This is a genomic window from Intestinicryptomonas porci (assembly GCF_033971905.1).
Taxonomy (GTDB): domain Bacteria; phylum Verrucomicrobiota; class Verrucomicrobiia; order Opitutales; family Intestinicryptomonadaceae; genus Intestinicryptomonas; species Intestinicryptomonas porci.
The window spans coordinates 215977-238816 of record NZ_JALBUT010000001.1 but is presented as its reverse complement, the minus strand read 5'-3'; the positions used below and the strand labels follow the sequence as shown (position 1 = coordinate 238816).

General features: G+C 46.7%; 18 protein-coding genes and 1 riboswitch. Of the genes, 3 read left to right on the top strand and 15 right to left on the bottom strand.

What is annotated here, in order from left to right:
* The first annotated feature begins 100 nt into the window (after positions 1 to 100).
* Entirely contained in the window at positions 101 to 679 is a 579-nt protein-coding gene (locus MOX91_RS01130) for a hypothetical protein (RefSeq protein ID WP_370396237.1), read from the top strand.
* 94 nt (positions 680 to 773) lie between these two features.
* On the opposite strand, the gene MOX91_RS01125 is transcribed toward MOX91_RS01130, so the two are convergent.
* The 5 genes from MOX91_RS01125 to MOX91_RS01105 all read right to left on the bottom strand — a co-directional run bounded on the left by MOX91_RS01125 (position 774) and on the right by MOX91_RS01105 (position 8023).
* Positions 774 to 3632 (bottom strand): secretin GspD/PilQ domain-containing protein, encoded by a 2859-nt coding sequence (locus MOX91_RS01125; RefSeq protein WP_370396236.1) that lies wholly within the window; start codon positions 3630 to 3632, stop codon positions 774 to 776.
* A gap of 84 nt (positions 3633 to 3716) precedes the next feature.
* Positions 3717 to 4604 carry a hypothetical protein gene (locus tag MOX91_RS01120; RefSeq protein ID WP_370396235.1) on the bottom strand — a complete coding sequence of 296 codons (888 nt, stop codon included), beginning with the start codon at positions 4602 to 4604 and terminating at the stop codon, positions 3717 to 3719.
* A 6-nt stretch (positions 4605 to 4610) separates the two neighbouring features.
* Positions 4611 to 5648 (bottom strand): hypothetical protein, encoded by a 1038-nt coding sequence (locus tag MOX91_RS01115; protein ID WP_370396234.1) that lies wholly within the window; start codon positions 5646 to 5648, stop codon positions 4611 to 4613.
* Between the two features lies 1 nt (position 5649).
* Positions 5650 to 7290, bottom strand: coding sequence for a pilus assembly protein PilM (gene pilM / locus MOX91_RS01110; RefSeq protein WP_370396233.1), 1641 nt, complete (start codon positions 7288 to 7290; stop codon positions 5650 to 5652).
* 76 nt (positions 7291 to 7366) lie between these two features.
* The gene (locus MOX91_RS01105; RefSeq protein WP_370396232.1) at positions 7367 to 8023 is read right to left on the bottom strand and encodes a hypothetical protein; all 657 of its coding nucleotides are present in this window, start codon (positions 8021 to 8023) and stop codon (positions 7367 to 7369) included.
* Between the two features lie 206 nt (positions 8024 to 8229).
* On the opposite strand from MOX91_RS01105, the gene MOX91_RS01100 reads away from it, so the two are divergent.
* Complete coding sequence (locus MOX91_RS01100) at positions 8230 to 9726, top strand: DEAD/DEAH box helicase (RefSeq protein ID WP_370396231.1); 1497 nt, start codon at positions 8230 to 8232, stop codon at positions 9724 to 9726.
* 1299 nt (positions 9727 to 11025) lie between these two features.
* On the opposite strand, the gene MOX91_RS01095 is transcribed toward MOX91_RS01100, so the two are convergent.
* The 6 genes from MOX91_RS01095 to MOX91_RS01070 all read right to left on the bottom strand — a co-directional run bounded on the left by MOX91_RS01095 (position 11026) and on the right by MOX91_RS01070 (position 15043).
* Positions 11026 to 11439, bottom strand: a complete 414-nt coding sequence (locus MOX91_RS01095) for a phage holin family protein (RefSeq protein WP_370396230.1) — start codon at positions 11437 to 11439, stop codon at positions 11026 to 11028.
* A complete protein-coding gene (locus tag MOX91_RS01090; protein ID WP_370396229.1) occupies positions 11436 to 12773 on the bottom strand; it encodes a replication-associated recombination protein A in 1338 nt (445 codons plus the stop codon). The genes MOX91_RS01095 and MOX91_RS01090 overlap by 4 nt, the downstream gene beginning before the upstream one ends.
* A gap of 88 nt (positions 12774 to 12861) precedes the next feature.
* Positions 12862 to 13122, bottom strand: coding sequence for an FmdB family zinc ribbon protein (locus MOX91_RS01085; RefSeq protein ID WP_370396228.1), 261 nt, complete (start codon positions 13120 to 13122; stop codon positions 12862 to 12864).
* A gap of 1 nt (position 13123) precedes the next feature.
* Positions 13124 to 13777, bottom strand: a complete 654-nt coding sequence (locus MOX91_RS01080) for a site-2 protease family protein (protein WP_370396227.1) — start codon at positions 13775 to 13777, stop codon at positions 13124 to 13126.
* 18 nt (positions 13778 to 13795) lie between these two features.
* Positions 13796 to 14710: a tetratricopeptide repeat protein gene (locus MOX91_RS01075; RefSeq protein ID WP_370396226.1), complete on the bottom strand. Its 915-nt coding sequence runs from the start codon at positions 14708 to 14710 to the stop codon at positions 13796 to 13798.
* A gap of 15 nt (positions 14711 to 14725) precedes the next feature.
* A complete protein-coding gene (locus MOX91_RS01070) occupies positions 14726 to 15043 on the bottom strand; it encodes an FmdB family zinc ribbon protein (protein ID WP_370396225.1) in 318 nt (105 codons plus the stop codon).
* A gap of 28 nt (positions 15044 to 15071) precedes the next feature.
* On the opposite strand from MOX91_RS01070, the gene MOX91_RS01065 reads away from it, so the two are divergent.
* Positions 15072 to 16091, top strand: a complete 1020-nt coding sequence (locus tag MOX91_RS01065; RefSeq protein ID WP_370396224.1) for an aldose epimerase family protein — start codon at positions 15072 to 15074, stop codon at positions 16089 to 16091.
* 34 nt (positions 16092 to 16125) lie between these two features.
* Here the strand turns inward: MOX91_RS01065 and MOX91_RS01060 are convergent, their stop codons facing one another.
* The 4 genes from MOX91_RS01060 to MOX91_RS01045 form a co-directional block, all read right to left on the bottom strand.
* Positions 16126 to 17199 carry a Rid family hydrolase gene (locus MOX91_RS01060; RefSeq protein WP_370396223.1) on the bottom strand — a complete coding sequence of 358 codons (1074 nt, stop codon included), beginning with the start codon at positions 17197 to 17199 and terminating at the stop codon, positions 16126 to 16128.
* Positions 17200 to 17363: 164 nt separating this feature from the next.
* A complete protein-coding gene (locus MOX91_RS01055; RefSeq protein ID WP_370396222.1) occupies positions 17364 to 19487 on the bottom strand; it encodes a hypothetical protein in 2124 nt (707 codons plus the stop codon).
* A 5-nt stretch (positions 19488 to 19492) separates the two neighbouring features.
* Entirely contained in the window at positions 19493 to 21535 is a 2043-nt protein-coding gene (locus MOX91_RS01050; protein ID WP_370396221.1) for a TonB-dependent receptor, read from the bottom strand.
* Positions 21536 to 21538: 3 nt separating this feature from the next.
* The gene (locus tag MOX91_RS01045; RefSeq protein ID WP_370396220.1) at positions 21539 to 22375 is read right to left on the bottom strand and encodes a DUF4465 domain-containing protein; all 837 of its coding nucleotides are present in this window, start codon (positions 22373 to 22375) and stop codon (positions 21539 to 21541) included.
* Between the two features lie 178 nt (positions 22376 to 22553).
* Positions 22554 to 22763: riboswitch (cobalamin riboswitch) on the bottom strand.
* Between the last annotated feature and the right edge of the window lie 77 nt (positions 22764 to 22840).

The window sequence follows — 22840 nt, the reverse complement described above, 5'->3', positions numbered from 1 at the left end:
TTTATGCCTTTCAAGGTTCTGCAAGCTTTGCGTATTTATCTCTTTTATTAAAATTTTACTTGCAGAAACAATATTTTTGGAAATTATTTTTACGAAAAAAATGGACGACTTTTTCTTTTCAGATTATTCCTTTGGCGGCTCTGCGGACTTTGGCGAAAACAAATGGTCCGAACGCGATTGGCTCGCCTACATAAAGCGTTCGCAGGCGGAAATTCAAAAAATATCAAAACTGTATTTTGAGCATAGGCGCAATATGTCTTTTGAAGACATCATGACGGCTTCGGGATGGAGCATTGCAAACGGCGACGACTCCGACGATTCTCAAAACTCAGAGCCGATGACCCTTATAAACCACCCTGTTTATATTGCCTCGCGCGCGCTCATAAAATGCCTGCAATCTGTGGTTGAAGAGCTCGTGAAATCGTCAAACTGCGAACCTTTGTTTGTCTTGCAGCTTTCAAACACAATACATGAAGCCTCCGAATTGATTTGCGTTGCGGTAAATTCCACCGATTTGGGCGAAGACTTGCTCGCGCGCTCTTATTACAAGTCCGCCCTTATGGCGTTAAATTCGGTGCTTGCAAAAATCGAAAATTTTTCAGACGTATTGGAAAAGAAAGAAATTGCAAGCATCATAATTTTTGATTTGCGCCAACTCTGTCTAAATCTAAGCAACTAAGCTTGCCTTAATAATTTTTATCTTTCCAATTTTAAATTGGCAAAAAAAAGGCGGAAAAGTTTTTCTTTTCCGCCTTAAATTTTCTATGCAAGAATTACTTTTCTTCCGCTGCCGATTCCGTCACAAGCGTTCTGTTAACAGAGCCGCTCGGAGCGATGATGTTCGGATTTGAGAAGATTGAACCCGCAGGAATATTGCCGATTTGTTCGCGAACCAAGCTTCCTCCCGGGGAAATCTTGTTTGCTGTAACAAAGATTATGAGGTTCTTCTTTTCGCTTGTCTTGCCCTTAGACTGGAAGAGTCTGCCAACCAAAGGAATGTCGCCCAAAATCGGAACACTGTCTTCGATTGTTCTTACGTCTTCGCGTGTCAAACCACCCAATACAACGGTTGCGCCGTCGAATACCGTTACGCGTGTCTGAACTTCACGAACCGAGAATACCGGCATCACGAAACCAGAGGGCACCGAAACAGTGGTATTGCCAGCGATAGCAACGGCAACGCCGCCGTACTGCATGAAGCCTTCGAATTCGGTAACCTTGATTGAGGGCATATCCAAGGATATTGCGCCGTCTTCTTCAACTGTCGGAGTAACTTCCATTACAACACCAACGTCGCGCTTTGTGAATTCCTGAGGAGTACCCGGAGTGATAGCAACAGATGCGCCGCCGCTGCTACCGACGCCTGGAGTTACAACAGAAGCGCTGGATTCGGAAACCTGCGCCTGAGTATCGCCCCACATTGTAGGATAGAGCATTTCCTGAGCAACAGTGATTGTTGCCTTGTCGCCTGAACGAACCGTTACCTTCGGAGAGCAAAGCAAGTCGCTGCCCGTATTTTGTTCGATTGCGTTTACAACCAAGTCAATGTTATAGCCGTTAATGACACCCAAAATAGTGCTTACAGTATTTGAAGCGTCTGTCGCCAAATTAATTGTTGAGGGCAATGCCGGCGGAATCTGAGGAATCGGATTCGGATCTGGCTGTCCATTGCTATAAGAAATATTGATATTCTGGGTTTCCTGTGCAGGAGAGAATGCTGTCGCCAACGTACGATTATTCAGCGAAGTTCTATCTTTAGCCGTACTAAAGAGAGTGTTCCCTTTCTGATTGGAAACTTCCCAGTTAAAGCCGATTTCTTTCAACGCACCCTGGTTTACTTCCATGAAGCGTGCTTCAATTTCAACCTGCAATGTTTCATTGTAGCGTGCGAGAATGCGGCGTACTTTTTCAACATTTCTTGTCGAGTTTGTCACCCACAATTTTGTGCCGTCGTATGCCAAGCTTGCGCCGGGACCAAATTCAACACCTGCTTTTTCGAGGAAGATTCTAATCTTCTGACCTGTTTTTTCAGTGTCATCGCCACCGTCGCTTGATTCATCGCCGGATGCAAACGGATCCGAAGAATCGCCGCCGCCCGAAGCGCCTTGCAAGCCGACCATACGTGTAACGGCAGCCGCGGGAATCGGGAAGTCAAATGTTTCGTATGCTTCGGCATTTGCAGCCTTGCGGACAACAACCGCGCCGTCTTCGATATCGTACTGGCAGTTAACCTGTTTTGTCACGAAAGACAAGATTTGTTCGAGAGTGAGGTTTCTGACAGTCAAGCTTACGTTCTTTGTGTCGGAAACGTCGCGTGCAACAATGTTTACGCCCTTCGCGCCCTTTGCATCCTTGTCATTGATGATGGAAAGTTCGGAGAGAGTGTTCAATGCGTCAGTCAAGGAAACGCCGGGTTCCGGGAAGCTTACTTCAGGAATGATAATCTGAGAAAGTTTCGCCTTGAGCGGAACAACCTGTTCGCCCTGGTCTGAATTGTTGCTTGTAACTTGGAACATTGCGGGACGCTGCCATGCCTTTGCAACTTCGTCCAAGAGTTCCGCACGAGATTGCTGGTATGTGAGCTTGCCGATTTCTGAAAGCTTTTTAGCAATCAAAGTAAGATATGCCTTTGCTTCGATGTTGTCCGCGTCAATCGCAACTACGGTGCGGTATGTGGAAGCCGCGCCCTGATAGTCGCCAAACAGATATTGCGCGCGGGCGTCAGCCAAGAGAAGGGAGACACGCTTTTGGCGCGCATTGTAGTCGGGGCTGATTTCTTCCAAAGAGCGGGCATACGGATTTTGAGAAATTTCTTCAACTTCAGCAATGAAATCTTCGCCGTCCTTAACGCTGTCCGTATATTTTGCATATTCCTGCGCGAACTTCTTTGCTTCGTTTACCTTGCGATTCTTCAAGGCAAGCTTTGCGCGAGATTTTGCGATGTCGGCACGAGCTTCTTTGATTTGCTGACGCGCGCCGTCTGCGTTTGCTACTTCGGGAAGCTTGGCTTCGCCTTCAGCCAAAATTACCAATGCGTCGTCAAAACGACCGTTGTCCGCCTGATCGTACGCTTCTTCAATCATTTCAAATACGCTGCCGATTGTGAGAGCCTGCTTGCGCTGTTCGGCTTCCATTGCATTTTGAACTTCGTCCAGCTTTGCCTGCTCTGCCGCAGCCTTTTCAGCCGCTTCTTTTTCTTCTGCAGCCTTGGCTTCCGCCACCTTTGCTTCTTCGGCGGCTTTGGCTTCTGCCGCAGCTTTTTCTTCTGCTATCGCCTTTTCAGCGGCTGCTTTTGCTTCGGCTTCCGCCTTGGCTTTTGCTTCGAGCTCTGCCTTCGCGGCTGCTTCGGCTTCCGCCTTTGCCTTTGCCGCGGCTTCAATTTCGGCGTTTACTTCCGACAACAACTTCTGAACTCTCTTGTCGTCAGGAGATATCTTCAACAAACCTTCGAGGTTCTGTTTTGATATTTCCAAATCACCCTTATCACGAGCGTCAACTGCCGCAATCATGAGTTGGAGTTTTTGTTCTTGGTTGTCACCCGCCCCCTGAGCGAATGCGGAGCAAGCATAAGCCATGGACGCCACTAGTGCCGTCGCAAATGCAACTTTTTTATGGGATATTTTGTTTTTCATATATACGTTAATTTGAAATGTTAAATTTATTTATAGACGATATTAAAAAAAAATTAAAGCTTTTTTTTCAAAAATTTTACTCTGCTACTTCAAAAGCTCGTTGCCTCCGTTTTTAGACATTTTCATGAGCTGCACAGGTGCTCCCTTTTCATTGGGAACTTTCTCAACGACGACAACTTCGTTTTCAAAGTCAAGCTCCTTGACAGTGTAAACCGCGCCGTTAGCCTCAAACTTGTCGCCAACCTTTCTCACGAGCCAAACAGAGTCCGATCCGTTGTCGGGAAGAAGAGAAATCGTGCGGCTTTCTTCGAGGAATGTCGGCTTGTTTGAAAATATCACAATTTCTTTTCCGATATTTTTATCAAACAAAACAACTTTCGTCACCTTGCGAATCAAACCGGAATCTTCCTTTTGGCGGATTTCTTCAAAGCTCTTGACGGTTATGCCGGAGCCGACAGTTTCGCCTGTCACCGAGCCCGCCTTGCGAACTTTGATTTCCTCGTTTAACTTGCCTATCATTGACTGGTTTTGAGATTCGTCGAAAAGCTGCACAATCTTGGAGCCGTCGCCGGAAACAAAATAGCCCTTCCACTTGATTGGATAAGCTTCATTTTTAAGCTCGCCATACTTGAAGCCGAAAAGTTTTTTGATGACTTCCTTTTGGAAAGGCGGCTCTACAATAAATTTGCCGTCGGAGTCAACCCAGATTTTAGGCGAAGTGAAGAGCTGGTAAAGCCAAAGTCCGTCTTCATCCTGCGGCTTTACAGCCTCCCAGGTTGAAGTGACTTCGGCATTGACTTCGGGAACGGGAATGTTCTGCCACGGCTCTCCGCTCGGTTTTCCCTGCAATGAAGCCTGCATCTGAGACTTTGCCTTGGCAAGTTTGCCTTCGCTTCCGAGATAAAAATACGCCGATGCCCCCGCGACTAAAACCGCCACGAGAAACAATATTTTTTCGTAATGCTTTTCCATAATAAACTACTCCTGCGTGTTTTCTTCCGCTTCGTCGGATTTCTTGTTTTCGGAAACCGCGTTTTTGTCAACTTCAACGTACTCGATTACGAATGTAAATTCCGAAACGTTCTCTGAAACGACGGGGTCCTTAGAGACTTCCACCGATTCTTCCTTTGCGCCCGCTCCACCGAACGCCGACAAGAGAGCATCGTCTTCCTCTGTGCGCACAACTCGCTTTGCAGAGCCAAGCGACGGCTTTACTTCAACCGAGCGCACCACAAGCATGAGGTCAAAACTGTTAAGCTCGTTTAAAAATCTGCGCATGTTTTCGGTGTACCCCGTAAAGACAATGCGATATCCGAGTGCGCTTACACTGCCCTTTTTGCGCGCAGTAATGTAAGGATCGACAGTGAAAGTATCGCCTGTCATGTTGTCGCGCGCTCCTCTTGCGACACGCGTTCTGCGCGAAGAATTCTTCTGCGTCTTTGCCTGGGCTTCAAGTTCTATTGGCAGAATTTCGCGCTGAACAGCAACTATGCCCATAGGAGCATTGTCGGGCTTTGAATTGAACAGCTTTTGCAAAATATTGTCCAAAATACTTGCCTGCTTCCACAAAGCGAGCACCGCTTCGTCTTCGGGCTTAGACTTGCCCGAAACATAGTTTTCAAACGAAAACTTAAAGTTTTCGGGAACGGAAATGCCCTTTTCGGTCGCCGCATTTGTCCATTTGTCCGTCATGGAACGCAAGTGTTCGACAAGCTCAAACCCCTGCGTCACGGGAGACGCCGCAAGAACTTTTGTGGAATCGCGGCTCAACTCCTTGTCAAGGCTTTCAAGCTTTCCCTGCAAACCTTTCAAGTTTGCGTCCGCCTGCGCCAAGCTTTCTTTGACGGGAGCTTTTTGGATTGCGTTTTCGTACTTGTTTACCGCCTGCTGCGCCTTCCTTGCAGCCGCAGTGTTTTTGTTGAAAAGGACAAAATCATAAACTGCCCCGCCAACAAACGCCGCCAACAGAAGCGCAAAAACGGCGGCAAATATCGGATGTTGTTTAAAGTGTTTCATATTATATGGGTTTGTCGGATTTTACCACGGATGTGAAGTTGAACTTCAAAATTCTCGGATTTGTGTTGTCGGTGCTGATGTCGTCTATCTTTTCAATAAAGGAGCTCTTTTCAAATTTGCTAAGGAGAGCCTTTATTTTTTCAAGAGCCGCTTTCGCATCGTAAGTGTTGTCGTCGCCTACATCCTTTAAGAGAAGCCTGCCTGAGAACTGCAAACGATAGTCGGGCTTGCCGTCCTTTGTTTTAGTGCGGATTACCTTCAAATCGTCAAGCCAAACGTCCTTTTCCTCGAAAAGGCTCTTTTCAAATTCGGCGAACAAGTTTATCCAGTTCGATTTCGATTTTGCCAAGATGTCCAAGTCGGCGATTTTATCGACCAAAACATTCGCGGCGTCGCGCTTTTCAGCCAAAGCTACGGCATCTTGCTCGAGAGCGGGTATCCTCGAATTAAATTCCCTGAATTTGGCATCGTTAAACTTGATGCTTTCCTGCAACGCCATAAAAGGCGGAACAACCGCCGCGGCAAGCAGCGCCGCGCCGAGGAAAAGAAGAGGCATTTTGCGCTTGAACGCACTTTCTTCAACAATGTGCCGCGGAAGCAAATTTATGCCGACCGATGACGGCAAAACCATTCTTGCCGCTTCGCCGACAAGCTCGCTAAGATGCACCGAGGCATCCTTTAATTTTTCCCCGTTTACAGAAGGAGAAACTGTCAGGTTTGACAAAACATCCAAGAACTGGACATCCGCCTTCAACTCTTCGCAAAGATATTCCGCCAAGCCCGTAGTGAGCGCGCCCCTGCCTGTGAGATAGAGCTTTTGCGGAGTTGCCGCGCCCTTGCGCTTGTAGCTCAATATGGAGCGTTTTAGTTCGGTTGAAATTCTTTTTGAAACGGTTATCACGCCGTTTTTGATGATTTCCGCCACAGCGTCGTTTGAAGCCATTTCGGCGGCGTCCGCCAAAACCTTGCGCTTGATTGACTCCGCCTGCATGAAACTCTTGCCCAAATTGTCGCTTATCGACTGGGTGATTGCATTGCCGCCTATGGGAACGCTGCGCACAAAGAAATCGGAATCGCCCCTTACTATGATTAAGTTGGAAGCCTTTGCGCCGATGTTCAAAATCATTACATTGTCTTCAAGACCGCAATATTTCCAAGCATTGTAGTCGAGAATTGAAGACGGCTCGAGGTTTGCCGTTGAAAGCCCACCCATGGAAACCGAAAGGCAGATGTCGTCCGCCACGCCCGTTTTCATCGAAACCAACAAAACTTCGGCTTCGATTCCGTCATCGGCTATGACTTGATAGCCCCATGTGACTTCGCTCAAATCATAGGGTATATTTTTGCGCGCCTCAAACTCGACGACTTCGTCGCGCTTTGCCACATCGTCAACGTGCGGCACCGTTATTGTTTTCGTAAGAATGTTTGCAGTGGGAACAATGACATTCGCCTTGCCCGAAAGCCTCATGCTCTTCAAGGCGGCATTCAACGCCGAAAGCCATGCTTCCGGCATTCCGAAGTCATATTCCAAATCGCGCACGTCGAAACTTTCAAGAACCAGGCGACCGCCCGACACACTGAAAAGACCCGCGCTTACCTGCGTTGTTCCACAGTTTATTATAAGTTTGCTTTTCTGACTCATTTTTTTGGAAGAGGGATATTGTAAATACGGCATCAGCCCTTGCGGAGCGCAAAGGCAAATGCCTTAAATTAAAGGGTTAACGCGTCTGCATATATGTCGGGACAGACTGCTTTGAAGAATTGTATTCGTAGCTTTGAATATTGTAGGCGCATTCGTTCAAAGGCTTGAACACGCCGTCGTTTGTGGAGGACGAGCTTCCTATTTTTTCTTCAAGAGCTTCGAGGTCCTTCATGCTCTTTACATTTTTTGAAATTCTGTTTTTCAAATTTTCCGCCGTGAGGGGAATGTCATTTCCGCCCGCAGACAATGAAACCTTGTACATGTAAGGATCGCCCGTTATGCCGTAAACCGAATAGCTTTCCCACGGAATGTAGAAAACAACGGAAGTTTTCTTCATCTTTTCGATGGCAAAAACCTTTGCCTTTGAGCGCATAAACTGGTATTTGCCCTTTTTGCCGCCGCCCGACTTCATGTCCTCATACGCGACCATAATTTCGACTTCGACATTTCTAACCCATTTTGATTTCGGGTTTTCGGGGTCGCCCGTCTTTGAAAAAAGCACGACTTCGCAACGAACCATATTGCCGCCTGCTCCCGCAACGTCGTTCTTCTTTATGGTTGAGAATTTAATGTCGCTCACTTCAACGGACTCTTTCTGAACCTTTGACGCTTGCGCCAAAAGAGAAAAAGGCAGGCAAAGTGCAGCCAAAAATAAAAATTGCTTAAAGTTCATAAGTTTTTACTTTATTCAAGATAGCAGACGGACTTCAAGCCTTTTTTGTCCTTTTGAGAAAAAATTTTTCCTGTTTCTCGTTTTTTTTGACAGTAAAATGCGAGTTTCTTTATAAAAACGCCAAAAGCATCCCAAAAATCAAAGACACGGGAAATTTTATCTTGCAATAATCCCTTTTTGACAAAACCTTGTCTCTTTTAAATTTTATGGCAAACGAAACATTTAAAGACTTGGGTCTTTCCGAACAAATTTTAAAAGCAGTCGAACTTTTGGGCTACGAAAAGCCGTCTCCCATTCAACGCAAGGCAATTCCCGAAATTCTTTCAGGTTCCGACATATTCGGATGCGCGCAAACAGGCACGGGCAAAACCGCCGCGTTCATGCTGCCGATACTGCAAAAAATCTCCGATTCTTTCGGCTTCGTGGAAAGCGGACACTTCCGCGCGCTCGTGCTCGTCCCGACGAGGGAACTTGCCGAACAAGTTGCGGAAAATGCCGTAAAATACGCAAAATTTACAGACATAAAAATATGCAAAATATACGGAGGAGTATCGCAAAACCAGCAAATACTCGCCCTCGAAAAGGGGGTTGACATTTTGATTGCGACCCCAGGAAGGCTCATCGACCTCTTTCGACAAAAGAAACTAAGCTTTGCAAGCGTCGAATTTTTAGTTTTGGACGAAGCCGACAGAATGCTCGACATGGGCTTTATAAACGACATCCGCACAATTTGCGCAAAACTGCCCGGAGACAGGCTTTCGATGCTGTTTTCAGCAACGCTTTCACGCGAAGTAGAATCGCTCGCCTCTTCAATCGTGAAAAATCCCAAGCGCATTTCAATCTCTCCCGAAAGCCCGACAGTGGAAAAAATCGACCAGCAGGTATGCTTTGTGGAGCCGGACAACAAAATCGCGCTTTTGAAATATCTCATAGAGCAAAAATTCAAAAGAGAGCCCGACTCCATCGCCCTCGTGTTCTGCCGAACAAAGCACGGGGCAAACAAAGTTGCAAATAGACTTGCGGGCAAGGCATTCAACGCGTCGGTGATACACGGCAACAAGTCGCAGTCATCGCGCAAAAACGCGCTTGAAAGATTTAAGAACCGCGAAAGCAGAGTACTGGTTGCAACCGACATCGCCGCGCGCGGAATCGACGTAAAGGCTATGTCGCTTGTGATAAACTACGACCTTCCAGAAGAAGCCGAAACCTATGTCCATAGGATTGGAAGAACAGCAAGGGCTGAAGCCGAAGGGCAGGCTTTTTCGCTATGCTCTTCAAACGAAGTTCCGCTTCTTCGCGCGATAGAACGCTGCATAAGAAAATCAATTCCCGAAGCCTCCGACAATCCTTTCCACAGCCAAGAGGCAATGGAGCTTATGCATTCGAACAAAAAGCTCGTTTACAAAAGACAGCCCAAAAGCCCCAAGTCTTCCCCGCAACAAAACGCAAAGGGATTTGACTCCGACGGCTACGGCGTTTCCGAAAAAGACGCAGATAATTTCAACAAATCCGCCATTGAAAGATTTTCAAGGGAGCATCCGCAAAAGGCGAAAAATAAAACAGTCGCGCAAAAAAAGCATTTTACGGGCAAGCCTCAACTTCCGCATTCCACGAAAAAAATCAAGCCGAAGGGAAGAATAGCGTGGGCATTCTCCCGCGAAAAAAAAGGAATAAAACGGAATGGGCAAAAACAAAAAATCTAAAAGATAAAGAGCTGACGCTTCCGTAATAGATAGATTTTTTGCCCATTTGTACTCGCTTGCTTCGCAAGTCTCGGCACTCGCTACGCTCGGCTCTTTGCCTTTCGGCAAAGCTACCCACGCAAGCGTGGTCTTGCCCTCCATCTTGGGATTTCTTCGGACTTGCGTACATTTGTACGCTGACGCCTCGAAATCCGCAAGACAGGGTTCCCGAAAATGTTTTTGCAAAAAACTTTTTGGGATAAGAAGAGCATCGGGCATTTATTCCGTTTTTTACGTCCCAAAGCCCACACCTATCAAACATCACGACTTTTACAGCTGCGCTTCCGAAATAAAATTTTTTCCGCCCTCGCGCTCCATGTTGGCTTTTACTTCGACTTGCGGACGTAAGTTGTACTCGCATTTGCATTCGCAAATGTCTCGGCACTCGCTACGCTCGGCTCTTTGCTTTCGCAAAGCTACCCACGCAAGCGTGGTCGCCGACGCTCGTAAAAGCTCAACAGACAGGGTTCCCAAAAATGTTTTTGAAGAAAACTTTTTGGGATGTACTCATCGCGCGTTTATTCCGTTTTTTTACGTACCCAAAATTCCCACCTATCAAATAACTTAACGAAATTCCGTCTCCATTCCAAAACATCCTATCAAAAACTTTTTTTCTTAATTTGGTTTAGATTTCTGCCTGTTTCAAACAGTTTGACAAAATTCCGTCTCTATTCTAAGACAGCATATCAAACATATTTTTTATTAGGGTTTGGGATTTCGTTATCTCACTAAATATTGGCTTTTTTTACACTCGTTTGCTTTGTGTTATAGTCCTTCGGGCAAACTGCAAGCAGTTTGTACTATATATTTCGGCGTATGTTCGACTTGCGGACATAAGTCCGCCGACATTTGTAAATACATAGAAAAAATAAGTCCTAATTTAAATTCAGCTACTTGATACGCGAAATTGGAATGGGTATGGGATTGTATTAAGCTGTTTGATAGGTGTGGGCTTTGAGACGTAAAAAACGGAAGAAACGCGCGATGCTGTTGTGTTTTGCGAACACGCAAGTTGCGAAGCAAGTTTGTGGGTAGCATAATTTGCGAAGCAAATTACCCCGAAGGGGCGAGAACAGCGCGGATTGGCGAAGCCAACCAAGCAAGCGAGTGCAACGGGGAGCTGTACTTTGTACTGCCCCCTGAGCAAAACCAACATGGAGCGCGAGGAATGAAAAGGCTTCTATTACGGTTGCGAAGCTCTATCTTTCATTTCTTATGAAATGCCTTTTCATTCCGTTTTATTCCGTTTTTTTGCCCGCTTTATTCCGTTTTTTTTCGCTTGAATACCTTGTCCGCTTCAACTATCGCGAAAATCCACGAAATTGCCTCGATTAAAAACCCCGCCCAAAGGGCAGTCCAAAACGAATTTATACATATCCCGGGAACGCATTTTTCGGCAAGCCAAATAATGATTGCATTTAATAATATTATGCCCGCGCCAAGCGTAAACAAAACAAACGGCAGGGTAAACACGATTAAAAGCGGCTTTAAAAGAAGGTTTAAAAACCATATCACCAAAACAAGCCCGAAAAACGCAAAAGGATTGTCAAAGCCAATGGAATTGCCCATCGTAAACTCCGCCATCAAAAGCGCAATGGCAATTATCCCGCACCCTTTCCAAAAACCGAAGTTTACCCTGTTGGTAATTTTTACCTTATAAATTTCCTCTTTCATCTTTTTGCCTTCTTTTGCCTTATGAGTTTTTTCAATTCTTTGTAATTTGCAAGCCTTTCCGCAATCTGTTTTTCAGAGCCCGAAAGCTTGGGCTTATAAAGTTGAACAGGTTTTTCCATATAGTCCTGCCCGCTTATGTTTTCGGGGCATTCGTGGGAGTATATGTATTCCGCGCCATGCCCCATCGCCCTGTTCAACTTCGTGTGCGAATCCCGCAGGTGAAGGGGCACGCTTTGCAGATTTTCTCTAACCGCGGAATGCGCCGCCGCGAGGGCGAGAGTGGCAGAATTGCTCTTTGGGGCGCACGCCAAAAATATCACGGCATGGGCAAGATTTAGCTCACATTCGGGAAGACCAACTCTTTCGCAGGCGTCGAACGCCGCGTTTGCAATCAAAAGCCCTCTTGAATCGGCAAGCCCGACGTCTTCGCTTGCAAGTATGACAAGCCTCCGCGCAATGAAGCGCGGGTCTTCGCCGCCTTCAAGCATTTTTGCAAGCCAATACATTGCGGCATCGGGGTCGCAGCCGCGGATTGATTTTATGAAAGCTGAAATCGTGTCGTAATGCTCGTCTTCGTCGGCATCGTATCTTATTCTTCGCTCGCGCGCGAAAATTTCGATGTCGGACGGCGTCATTTCCTTGCCTCCGCCCATTCCCAAAACGATTGTTTCAAGGGCGTTCAAGGCTCTGCGCATATCGCCATCGCAAATGCCCGCAAGGCTTTTTAAGATTTCGTCCGACGCCCTTATCTTGAACGCGCCAAGCCCCCTTTCAACGTCCGACAACGCCCTGCGCAAGACAAATGCGACATCTTCCGCGCCAAGAGGCTCCAGCTTGAAAAGATGGCTTCTGGAAAGAAGCGGCGCATTTATGTAAAAGCCCGGATTATGGGTTGTCGCCCCGATTAAGCGGATATTGCCGTCTTCGACATCGGGAAGAAGAAGGTCTTGCTGCGCCTTGTTGAAGCGGTGGATTTCGTCGATAAACAAAATCGTGCGCTCGCCCTTCAAATACCGCGCCATTTTAAGCTCGTCCCTGATTTCCGCGACATTTGAAAGCACAGCGTTTATCTTGACAAAGCGACTTTTTGTCTCCCTTGCAATGACTTCCGCCAATGTCGTCTTGCCGCATCCGGGAGGCCCGTAAAACATGAGAGAGCCGAAATTGTTTGCCGAAACCAGGCGCGGCAAAAGGCACCCCTTTGCCAATATATGCCTATGCCCCACGACTTCCGACAAATTGCGGGGGCGCATCCGCACGGCAAGCGGAGCGGTAAGCGGTATGCTTTCCGTTTCCGATTGATTGGATTTTACACCGTCAAACAAGTCGTCCATTTTGCGTTATGAAAGCATAAAAAGTTTTCATAGGCAAGCTGTAAGAGCAAAAAAGCCGCAGTCTCGAAAAAAATTTTTCCGCGAAAATTTACTTTTTAAAATACTTGCCCGATATTTTGTCTTTTTCAAGTATTTGGAAGCCCTTGCTCTTTACATAATTTACGTCAGAAAGCTTATTTTCCCTGCCTTTTGTGTATTGGGTCTGAATGTTCGGGGCGTCGTAAATCCTGCGGACGGGCTTGCCGTTTTCGGGATGAAATTTCAATGTAGGCGCAGACGCGGACTGCTCGACTTCAAAAATCTCCCCGTCTTTACCGTCTTCTATCGTTATGTATCTATAAATTGGCATGTCAGGAAATTTTGGCAAGAAGTTCAACAACCAGCCCCGCGATGAAAGCAAAGCCTTGAATTACGATATTTATCAAATAATTCAAGATTCCGCTCGTCTGCGGCAGGAAAATCAAAAGAAGCAAAATCCAAAAGCCGTTGCGCTCGATTTTTGCGTATGTCTCGTTTGACACGTTCAGCGCATAGCGCAAAAAATGCGAACCGTCAAGCGGCGGAACGGGCAGCATGTTAAAGACAAACAGCACGCAGTTTACCTGCAGGGCAAGAAGCGCAATGTCCTTCAAGGCGTCTATTTTATAAAAATAGCCCAGCGCAAAAAGAATGGAAGAAATCAACGCCAAAACCAAATTCGCCAAAGGCCCGCAAGCAGTAGATAGGAGATCGTCGCGCATTCTGGTTTTGGGATTAGGCAAAGAGACGTAAACGGGCTTGCCCCAACCGAATAAAAACGGCGCGCCCGTAAAAATCATAACAAGCGGCAATATGAAAGTTCCAACCTTGTCGGCATGGGCGAGAGGGTTCAGCGTGACGCGCCCCATCGAGCGCGGCAGAGGGTCGCCAAGCTTGTCCGCGGCAAAGGCATGCCCGAACTCGTGCATCGCTATGCTTATCAAAAGTATTATGTAAAAAATAATCTTCTCTTCAATATTTCCCATAACTTAAAGCATCAAAAATCATTCGCTTAAATTTTGCGAATTTAAAATTTCGGATTTTTTCTTTTCAAGCAAAGCTTCCAACGAAGCCCGCTCCTTCAAATAGTTTTCTGCCTTTATTTCCCGCAAGGCGGATTTTGCCCCATCCAAATCGCCAAGCGCGATTGAAATTTTTGCCACATGCAACCGCGCCTCGTCTTTTTCAAAACCGAACGGCGCAAGAGTTTCAGCCCTCTTCCAAACAGAAAGCGCCGCTTCCCAGTCGGGGGAAGATACATCGTAAAAAGACTGGGCGTACCTTGCCAGAAAATCGAAACTTTCGCTTTCCAATTCGCTCGCCCGCTTGAAAGCGTCCTGCATTTCAACATCCCGACTTTCTTTTGAGATTTCACCGCTTTTTACAAGATATGCACCCGCCTTAAACAAAAGCTCGCCAAGCTGGGCCAGATAAACCGCCGACCCAGGCTCCAAAGAAACTGCCTCTTTTATGTGCAAATAAGAGCTTTTAAAGTCTTTTTGCTCCGCCTCGTAAGTCGAAAGCTGCTGTTTTACCACCGCAAAATTCGGATTTTTTTTATCGACTTTCAAAAAGACCTTGTAGGCGGCTTCGTCAAAGCGCGCACTGCGCAAAAACTTTCCGTACAAAATTTGCGCTTCGATGTTGTCGGGATGTTCCGCCGCAAACTCCGTCCATGATTTTTCAAGCTCGTTTAAGCGCATTCTGGCTTCGAGCGGAGCGGCCTTCTTTGAAGAAACGTCGCGCGCCAAGAGTTCGCTTTCGCGCACCAAGCCAAGAAGTCGCTCTTCAAAAAGAGTGCGCGAAGTTCTGCGTGGAAGATTTATTTTCGCGGTCTCCGCAGTCGGCTTTTCGCGCGAATTGCAACCGCCCAAAAACACAGACTGGACGCACAAAAACAAAACAAAAAATCTTCCCAAAAGAGTTCGCATATTCTAACTACGGCACATGCAGTTTCCGCAACATTCCCCTCGGCTTTCCGAACATTCGCACTTCGGGGTTTTCGATTTTTGCGAATGCACGGGAGAAAAAACGGAAATAAGCTTTTCAAGAGCGGACGAATTGCACGCGGGACATTTCGGCTTGCGCTTTGAACTCGTCAAAACGACTTCAAAAACCTTCCCGCACTTTTTGCACTTGTATTCGAATATCGGCATATAAAAAAATGAATAAAACCCGTAAACTATTTTTAACCCCGCCAAAGGCAAGAAAATATTGACGCCCGCCGCGCGCAGTCCAATACTTAAATCCATAAAACCCTTTTCTTAAAAATACAAAAACATGAGCGAATACAAAATAATTGAAGTAAAATGCGCCGAAATGAAAATGCGCGTCGCAAACTTGGGCGGCATAATAATGAGCCTTCACGCACCCGATGCGTCGGGCAGAAGCGCGGACGTGGTGTTGGGGCATGACACCCCGTCGGAGTACCTGAAAAGCAACTGCTTTTTCGGCGCGCTCATAGGCAGGGTAGGCAACAGGATTTCGGGCGGCAAATTTTCCATAGGCAACAAAAAATATAAAGTCGCCGTAAACGAAAAAGCAAACAACAACCACCTTCACGGCGGCGTAAAAGGCTTTGACAAAGTAATCTGGGACATCGATACATGCTCGGGAGACGGCTGGAAGGGTGTAGTGCTCCACAGAATTTCAAAAGACGGCGAAGAGGGCTACCCTGGCAACCTCGATATAACCGTGTTTTACAGGCTTACCGAAGACAATTCCCTTGCGATAGAATACTCCGCATTTACCGACAAGCCCACACTCTGCAACCTCACAAACCATTCCTACTTCAATCTCTCTGGCGGAAAATCGAAAGATATACTTTCGCACGAAATTCAAATAAATGCCGATTTCTACACAAACAACAACGCAAAATACATTCCTACGGGCGAAATTCTAAATGTCTCAAAAACGCCGCTTGATTTGCGAAAACCCACCGCAATAGGAAAAGGAATCGAGATGGGAGGCAGGCTCATAACAGAGGCAAACGGAGGCTATGACCATAACTTTGTTTTGAGAAATTCCTCTTGCGACCTCGTAAACGCCGCAAATGTTTTCGACCCCAAAACGGGCAGAACAATGTCGGTATATACGACAGAGCCCGCAATGCAGTTTTACTCCGCAAACTTCGTAAACAACGTCAAGGGAAAAAACGGGGCGACATACAACAAATACGCGGGGCTTTGCCTTGAAACGCAACACTGCCCCGACGCGGTACACAACCCGCACTTCGCAAGCATAGAACTATATCCCGAAGACACTTACACGAGCGCAACGGTATATTCATTCGGAGCGTAAATTTATCGGGCAAGGCTGAAAACCTTGCCTTTTTTTATGAGCTTTTTGCGGCGTCAAGCTCAACTTCAAACATTAAATCTCCACGGCAAACCGTGCTGTAAGACGGCGTGTGCGGAATTTCGACATTGCTCTTCTGCCAATTCAAGAACTCGGCATAGTATTCGGGCTTCATGCAATAGATAACGGAGCGCACTGTGTCGGAAAAATCCATTCCCCTGCTTTTTAAAATTCCGCCTATAACTTGCATGGTAAGCTCCACCTGCTTTTTTATGTCTCCGAAGTAAAGGGTTTCCCCCGTCGGCGCAATCGACGCAGTTCCCGAGACCATTATGCGCGAATATGTGCCAAACTTCATTTCGACGGCGCGCGCAAAAGAGCTTCCGTATTTTGTCGCCCCGCACTGCAAAGGGCTTTCGATTTCGTAAATTTTGCCAAGCCTTGGCGCGTCTTTTACGCCAATCAGCCCCGCCTGGATTTTCGATTTTTTCGGATTTGGAGAGCCTATGCCCGTGCTCGCGGGAAGAAGCCCCTTAAATACGCCGTTTTCATTGAAAAACTCGGTTCTGCCCTTGTTGAAATCGTCGTACCACGACAAAATTTTATCATTGTAAAACCATGTGCGCGCAAGGTCCGAAAATTTAAACCCGCCCAACGCCAAAACTTCTTTAAGCTCCTTAAAAACTTCCTTTGTGTAAGATGCGCCGCAATCGGCTCCCTGAGGCAGGCATACGCCGAAAGACCTGCAATACTCCTCGCCCCCGCATTTAAAGAAAGCCGCGACGGAATTTTTTTCCGTAATTTTAAATTCGGGCTTTGCCCCCTTTAAAGACGTTATGTGCGCCCCCGCAAGCTCCGGAAGCGAAACTTCGTCAAGCGGCAAAACATGACCCTGCGGCAAAATTTTAACGCCTAAAGATTTTTTAAAATCTTCCGCCGCCTGCGCGTACTTTTCGGGCGCAAAAAGCTCTATCGCCAAAAGTTCCGCCCCTTCCGACTTCAAGAAACCGACAAGACGGGCGAATTTTTCGCGTGCGTCTTGCAATGACGAAAACACCAGCGACGAATGCAGTTCCCAAACATTTTCCGCAAGCCTTATTTTTTTTGCCATCTCCATTTTTACTCTCCCCAAATAAATTTATTTATCCATTATAATCGTGAAAACTTCAACAAAAGTTTCAATTTATCAAATGAATTTATTTTATTTATCCATCATAACCGAGGGAAAAGCCAATGCAAGCTTTTTAATTCGCAACTTCGCTTTAAAATATAAACTCATTTCTTGCGGAGAACCGCCTTGAAGAAAATCGGATTTATTTGAGAGTTTAAATGGCGGACTTTGTAAACCTTGAAATTGCCGTCATCGGAAGTTTCCAAAAGCAAATCTCCACTCTGCCAATTTACCATGTCGGAAGACCAAAGTGGAGTTGCATCAAGATAATCCAAGGCATATTTTGCCACCGAAAACGAAAAAGACGGGCATCCGTTTTCGATTTTCACGTTGAAATGCTTGTTTTCAGAAAAACTCGCGCTTCCCGAACCGTTCAAACCGAAGGCGTACTTTTGCAAATTTGAAATGGAATCGCCAAACGGAACCGCAGCCTCCGACGCGTCCGCATCTTTGAGGGAATTTGCCGCCGCCCAATCTTCAAAAGAATACTCCAAGCGAAGCGACATCACGGGAGAATCGGCAGTTTCCCCGCTTTTCAAAACGCCCGTAAAATACGCGCCGACTTCATCTCCATAGGCGGCATCAACGTCATAGTGGTACGCCCTGTAAATTTTTCCATCCTCTATATACTCGTAGTCGAGAGAATATTCGGGCACTGTTTCACCGCCATCGTTAAGCTTGTATTTAGGAGTGATTTCCACCTCGTCGGAATCTACGCAAATTCGCCAAGACACGCGCGCGCGAGTGCCCAACACCTCTATTTGCGGATAAAACTTGGCGTCGTTTTGCCCCGAATACGGCTGGCTGAACGCGTACTCAAATATGTCGCAATATCCGTTTGAATTTGCGTCTGAAAGCGGATTTGAAGAATTGAAAGCGACGGGATTATATATCGCGAACGTGCGCAGAATAGTCTTGGCCTCCATATAATTTGCGTCCCCTCCCTGAGAAGCTTTAACTTCGATTATCTGCGGAGCGGACGTATCCGTAAGCCTTAAAATGTTCGAGCTCATCACGCTCCCCTGCCCCTTGCTCAAATCGTAGGAAACTTTTAATCCCGAAGAAGCCGACGCCTTCAAGGTTATGAGCTTGGGAGACGCTACGGGAGCAGGCAAGTCCGCAATTTTCGGGAAAACAATCTCCTGAAAACTTTTGTCCGAAATTAGAAACGAAACGTAGGCCGACGCAAACGCATAAACAGTGTTTCCGCTCTGGACGGCTTTTATTATGACGCGCTCCGAAACTCCTTCTGCGGGAACGTAATATCCGTTTTCAATCTTTCCCGACCCCTGCGCGAGTTCAAACGACACGGGCAAATTCGAGGAAGCCGAAGCTTCCAGCAAAATCGGAGAAATCCCCGTAAGCCGCCGATCGGAAATTGGAGTAAAAAGAATTGTCTGAGTTTTCAATGCGGAATTTTTTTTAGAATTTATCACGCCCACCGCGTTTAAATCAAAGCCCGCCGAAGCGACGCAGCCGACAGGGTCGTATATCCCCTGCCCTTCGCTGTCCAAAGTTTTCCCGTCCCCTATTATATCTATAATGCGGACATAGCGAACGTTTGAAAAATCCAAATAAGGATAGTTTTCAAGAAGAGATTTTTTGTATTCTTCGGAAAATGTGCAACCGTTTGAAAGGGCAAATTCATAGGCGGATTTAAGCTCTGAAAGATCGAAAGGATGCCCGTATCCGCAGGAATATTTCGAGGCGAGATTGTAGATGTAGCGCGGATTGTTCTTTGCAAACGCGCCAATCGGCTTGCTTTCAAGATACAAATTCGGGAAACGGACAAAATGCGCGCCGTCGGATGAAACTTCAACAAAGGCAAGCTCCAAAAAATATTCGTCAAAGGAATTTTCAAACACCGCAAAATCAAAGCCGTCGCCGTCGAAAATCGGATAATCGAAAGTCAGGGTTATTGAACCGCCGTCGCCAAGGCATACGATGTCGTAAACGCTGTCGCTTGCCTTGCCCACGGCGTTTTGAGGGTTGCGCCATTCCTCTTCGCAATTCACGCCGTAAACCAAATTTTTCCAGCCGCTCGCCCAGTCCGCAAAGCGCGCGTCGTCTTTGTGGATTGCCGTGCTGTCCCCTCCCGTCGCGCTTCCGCAGGCGTAAAGGAGAAGCCCCGTCTCTTCGTCAGCAACATAGCTTTCCGCAAACGGCATGTAATAGGCATTCAAAAATCCCGCCCAACAAAGCCCTATTAAAAAAATTGCCTTCTTCATAAACATCAATATCTCAAATTTACGCCGACTTTGAAAACGCGCCCGCAGGCAGGATAAAATCCGCCAAGCCACGCGGCTGAAATGTAGCGTTTGTCAAACGCGTTCTCAACAGCTACAAAAACTTCCGCATACTTGCAAGGCTTATAATTTGCCTGAAAATCAAACACGCAGTAGTCGGGAATTTTTCTGTATTCGTTTTTGAAGTCCAAACCCTGCACTTCGTCTCCCAAATAGCGCATTCTTGCGGAAATGGTAAGGTTTTCAAGCGGCTTTACATAAATTAAATTCGTTATGGTGTAAGACGGGACAAGAGGAATTTTTTTGTTTTTGTACTGTCCCGAACAAAAACGCGCGTCCAATACCGAGACCATTGAGCTTGCGCCCCAAAAATCCGAGTCGTAAGACAGGGAAAAATCAATCCCGTAGCGTTCAGTGGGCGGAAGATTTATGTTTTCGCTGTGCGCGCCGTCGAAAGTTATTTCATTGTTAAGACGCTGGTAAAAGAAATTCAAGACGCAGGAAACTCCGCCGCAAAAATACTTCGCCCCTATTTCGTAATTCTGTCCGTGCTCTGGATCCAAGTCGGAATTGAACGGGCGCGCAAAACCGCCATAGCCCTGATAGTCGGCAATTTCATCTGTTGACGGATAGCGGTAAATCTGGTCGAAGCGGAAAAATACAGATGCCTCGTCCGATATTCGGTAGTTCAAGCCGATGTTGGCTGCCAAGCCGCTCTGCCACATGCTCTCGTCAAAATGCGAAAGCACCGCGGGCGGATTTTGATAGTACGGATTTTTTACCCACTGCCCCTTGCGCAAAATGTATTCGGGAATGGTGTCTTTATCGAAACGCGTATCCTCCCCCGAAGTGTACGCCGCCTCATAGCGAAACGCGGAAGTTATCGAAAAATTTTCCCAAGCCTCGAACTCTCCCCCCGCATAAGCCCCGATGGTGGCGCGGTTTATGTCGGAAACCTCGGTCTTATTCAGGCGTTCGGCTTCCAAAAAAGCGTCGTAGTTGATGTTGTCGAAATTGAAATCCAAGCCCGCGAACAGCTTTAAATTTTCGCGGATTTCAAAATCCTGCTTCGCGGTTAAAGAATAGCCGTACTGGCGGTTGTCGTACCAAGTTCCAGACATCGACCAGTGCATGTCGCGCAAATTCGCGCCAAAGAACACCTCGCCGTCGCCAATCGAACTTTTGTTTTTAAAAGACGCAGTAATAAGCCCCAAATCCTGATTGCCGTTCTGGGGGAAGACAAGGCTGGATTTTCTCGGGTTTTCGAAAGCGTCCTCCCAAGTTAGCGCGCCGGGGAATTCAATGTAGTTGTCGGAATAGTTTATCGAAAACTCAAAACTTTGTTTATCGCTAAAATCATATCCCAAACTTGCGTTTATCGAATTGTTTTTCTGGGACGAATTGTCGCGATAGCCGTCGTCCCGCAAGATGGAGCCTTCCAAAGACGCGTAAAAATCGCCATACCCGCCCCGATAATTCAAGTTGAGCGAATAAAGCCCGTAAGAACCCGCGACAAAACGCGCCCCGAAACGGTTTTCATCGCCGCCTTTCAGCGTCTTTATTTTTATGACGCCCGCGACCGCCCCGTTGCCGTAAACCGCGGAGTGCGAGCCGCGCAAAACTTCAACGCTTTCAATGTTGTCAAGAGGGATTTGAAGCCAGTTTATTGAGCCTAAATCCGCAGGATTAAGTTTGCGCGAATCCACCAAAACCAAAATTCGCGACATCGAATTTTCCCCGTAGCCGCGCATTGCGATGTCCCCGTTTATCGAAGAGCCGCTCGTTGAACGGAAAACGATATTCGCCTTGTTTTGCAAAATTTCCGCAACGCTCACGGCAGACGCATTCAAAATTTCGTCGCGGGAAATGTATGTGTTGTTTGAGGGAACGCCCAGAGCGTCAAAACTAAAATCGTACGCCTCAACTTCCAGTTCGTCCAAAACAGGTGCGTCTTCGCAAAGAGCTTGCGCCGCCCAAAACAAAAGCAGCGCAAGCGTGTATGAGTATGGATGTGCAAAAAAACGAAACACTTATTATGCGGACTTTCGGCGGCGGAATACGGCAATCGCAATAGCCAACGCGCCAAAAATCAAAGCGTAAGTTGAGGGTTCCGGAACATTGTACGCAATGTTGTCAAATGCGACATAAACGGGATAGTTCGCGCAAATGCCCGATCCGTATTGCGTGTAGTCGGAAGTGTAGTTTGTTTCGATTGCAAAACCAAGAGCAATCACTCCGCCTAACGAAGACAAATCGACAGTCTCCCAAGAGTCTGAAATTTTTTCCCCGCTGCCCATAGACCAAGTAATCATGTCGCTTACATCGCCATTGGCATCTATGCCGTAAATTATGAGGTTCATATAATAATCAGACCCTGTAATTGGCGAAGCGGCATATCCGTCCCCTTCCAACATGGAGTAGTAGGAATATGTTGTGTTTGCAAGGTCTATCGAAGATATTTGCACTTCTTCTTCAAACGACATAATAGACATATCGGTAGTTGCCGCGCCTGTCGAAGAGTCGAGCGTCATATTGGATGAAACAGCATAGAATATGCCGTATTGAGAGCTTCCGCCCGCACCCGAACCCGTTATTGAGCTATACTGGTTTGTGTAGTCTTTTGTGGAAGTATCGGTGTCTTTTGAAACCTTGAACCCCTGCCATGAAGAATAAGAACCCCACCAGGTATAGTCGTAGGAAAAATATGCAACATTGCCGGAAGACCAATCATATGTTGCAGTTTGGTCTTGTACGGCAGGTTCCATATATTTGTTAGAGCCCAAGTCAACATCTTCGAATGTTACGACTGCGGCATTAAGCGAACACAGGGCTGAAAACGCAAGCCCCAACGCCATTATTTTGTTTTTCATTTGTTTATTGCTCCTTTTGACGCCTAACTGCGAGGCGGTTTTTGTGAAATAAAAGACCTCCCGCAATGCAAAGCAATGAAACAAACGCCATCAAAACGCGGGCCGCGAAACAAGAAACGGCGCGCAATTCTGCTCCTACAAGCAATCCGTTCCACAGCTTCTTCTTGCGAGAAATCTGCGGATTGTTCCGCATGCACGTCTTCTGGCTTTTTTGCGGAGATTTTCAGTTTTACCAAAACCTCCCTCGACGCCCCTTCCCATAAAAAATTTTTACAGTGGTGTAGCGACCGAGTTTCAAACAAAATTTACAGCGGCGCGACCGCGCTCGATTTCCACGAGCTTCCGTTTGCATGCGAACTTTTTTTCAACCCCGTTCGGAATTGAAAAACGTTTTTTTAACACAGCGGGCAAAACCCGCCGCAATTTAAAAGAACATAAATAAAAAATGCGCCTTTTTTTCATTCA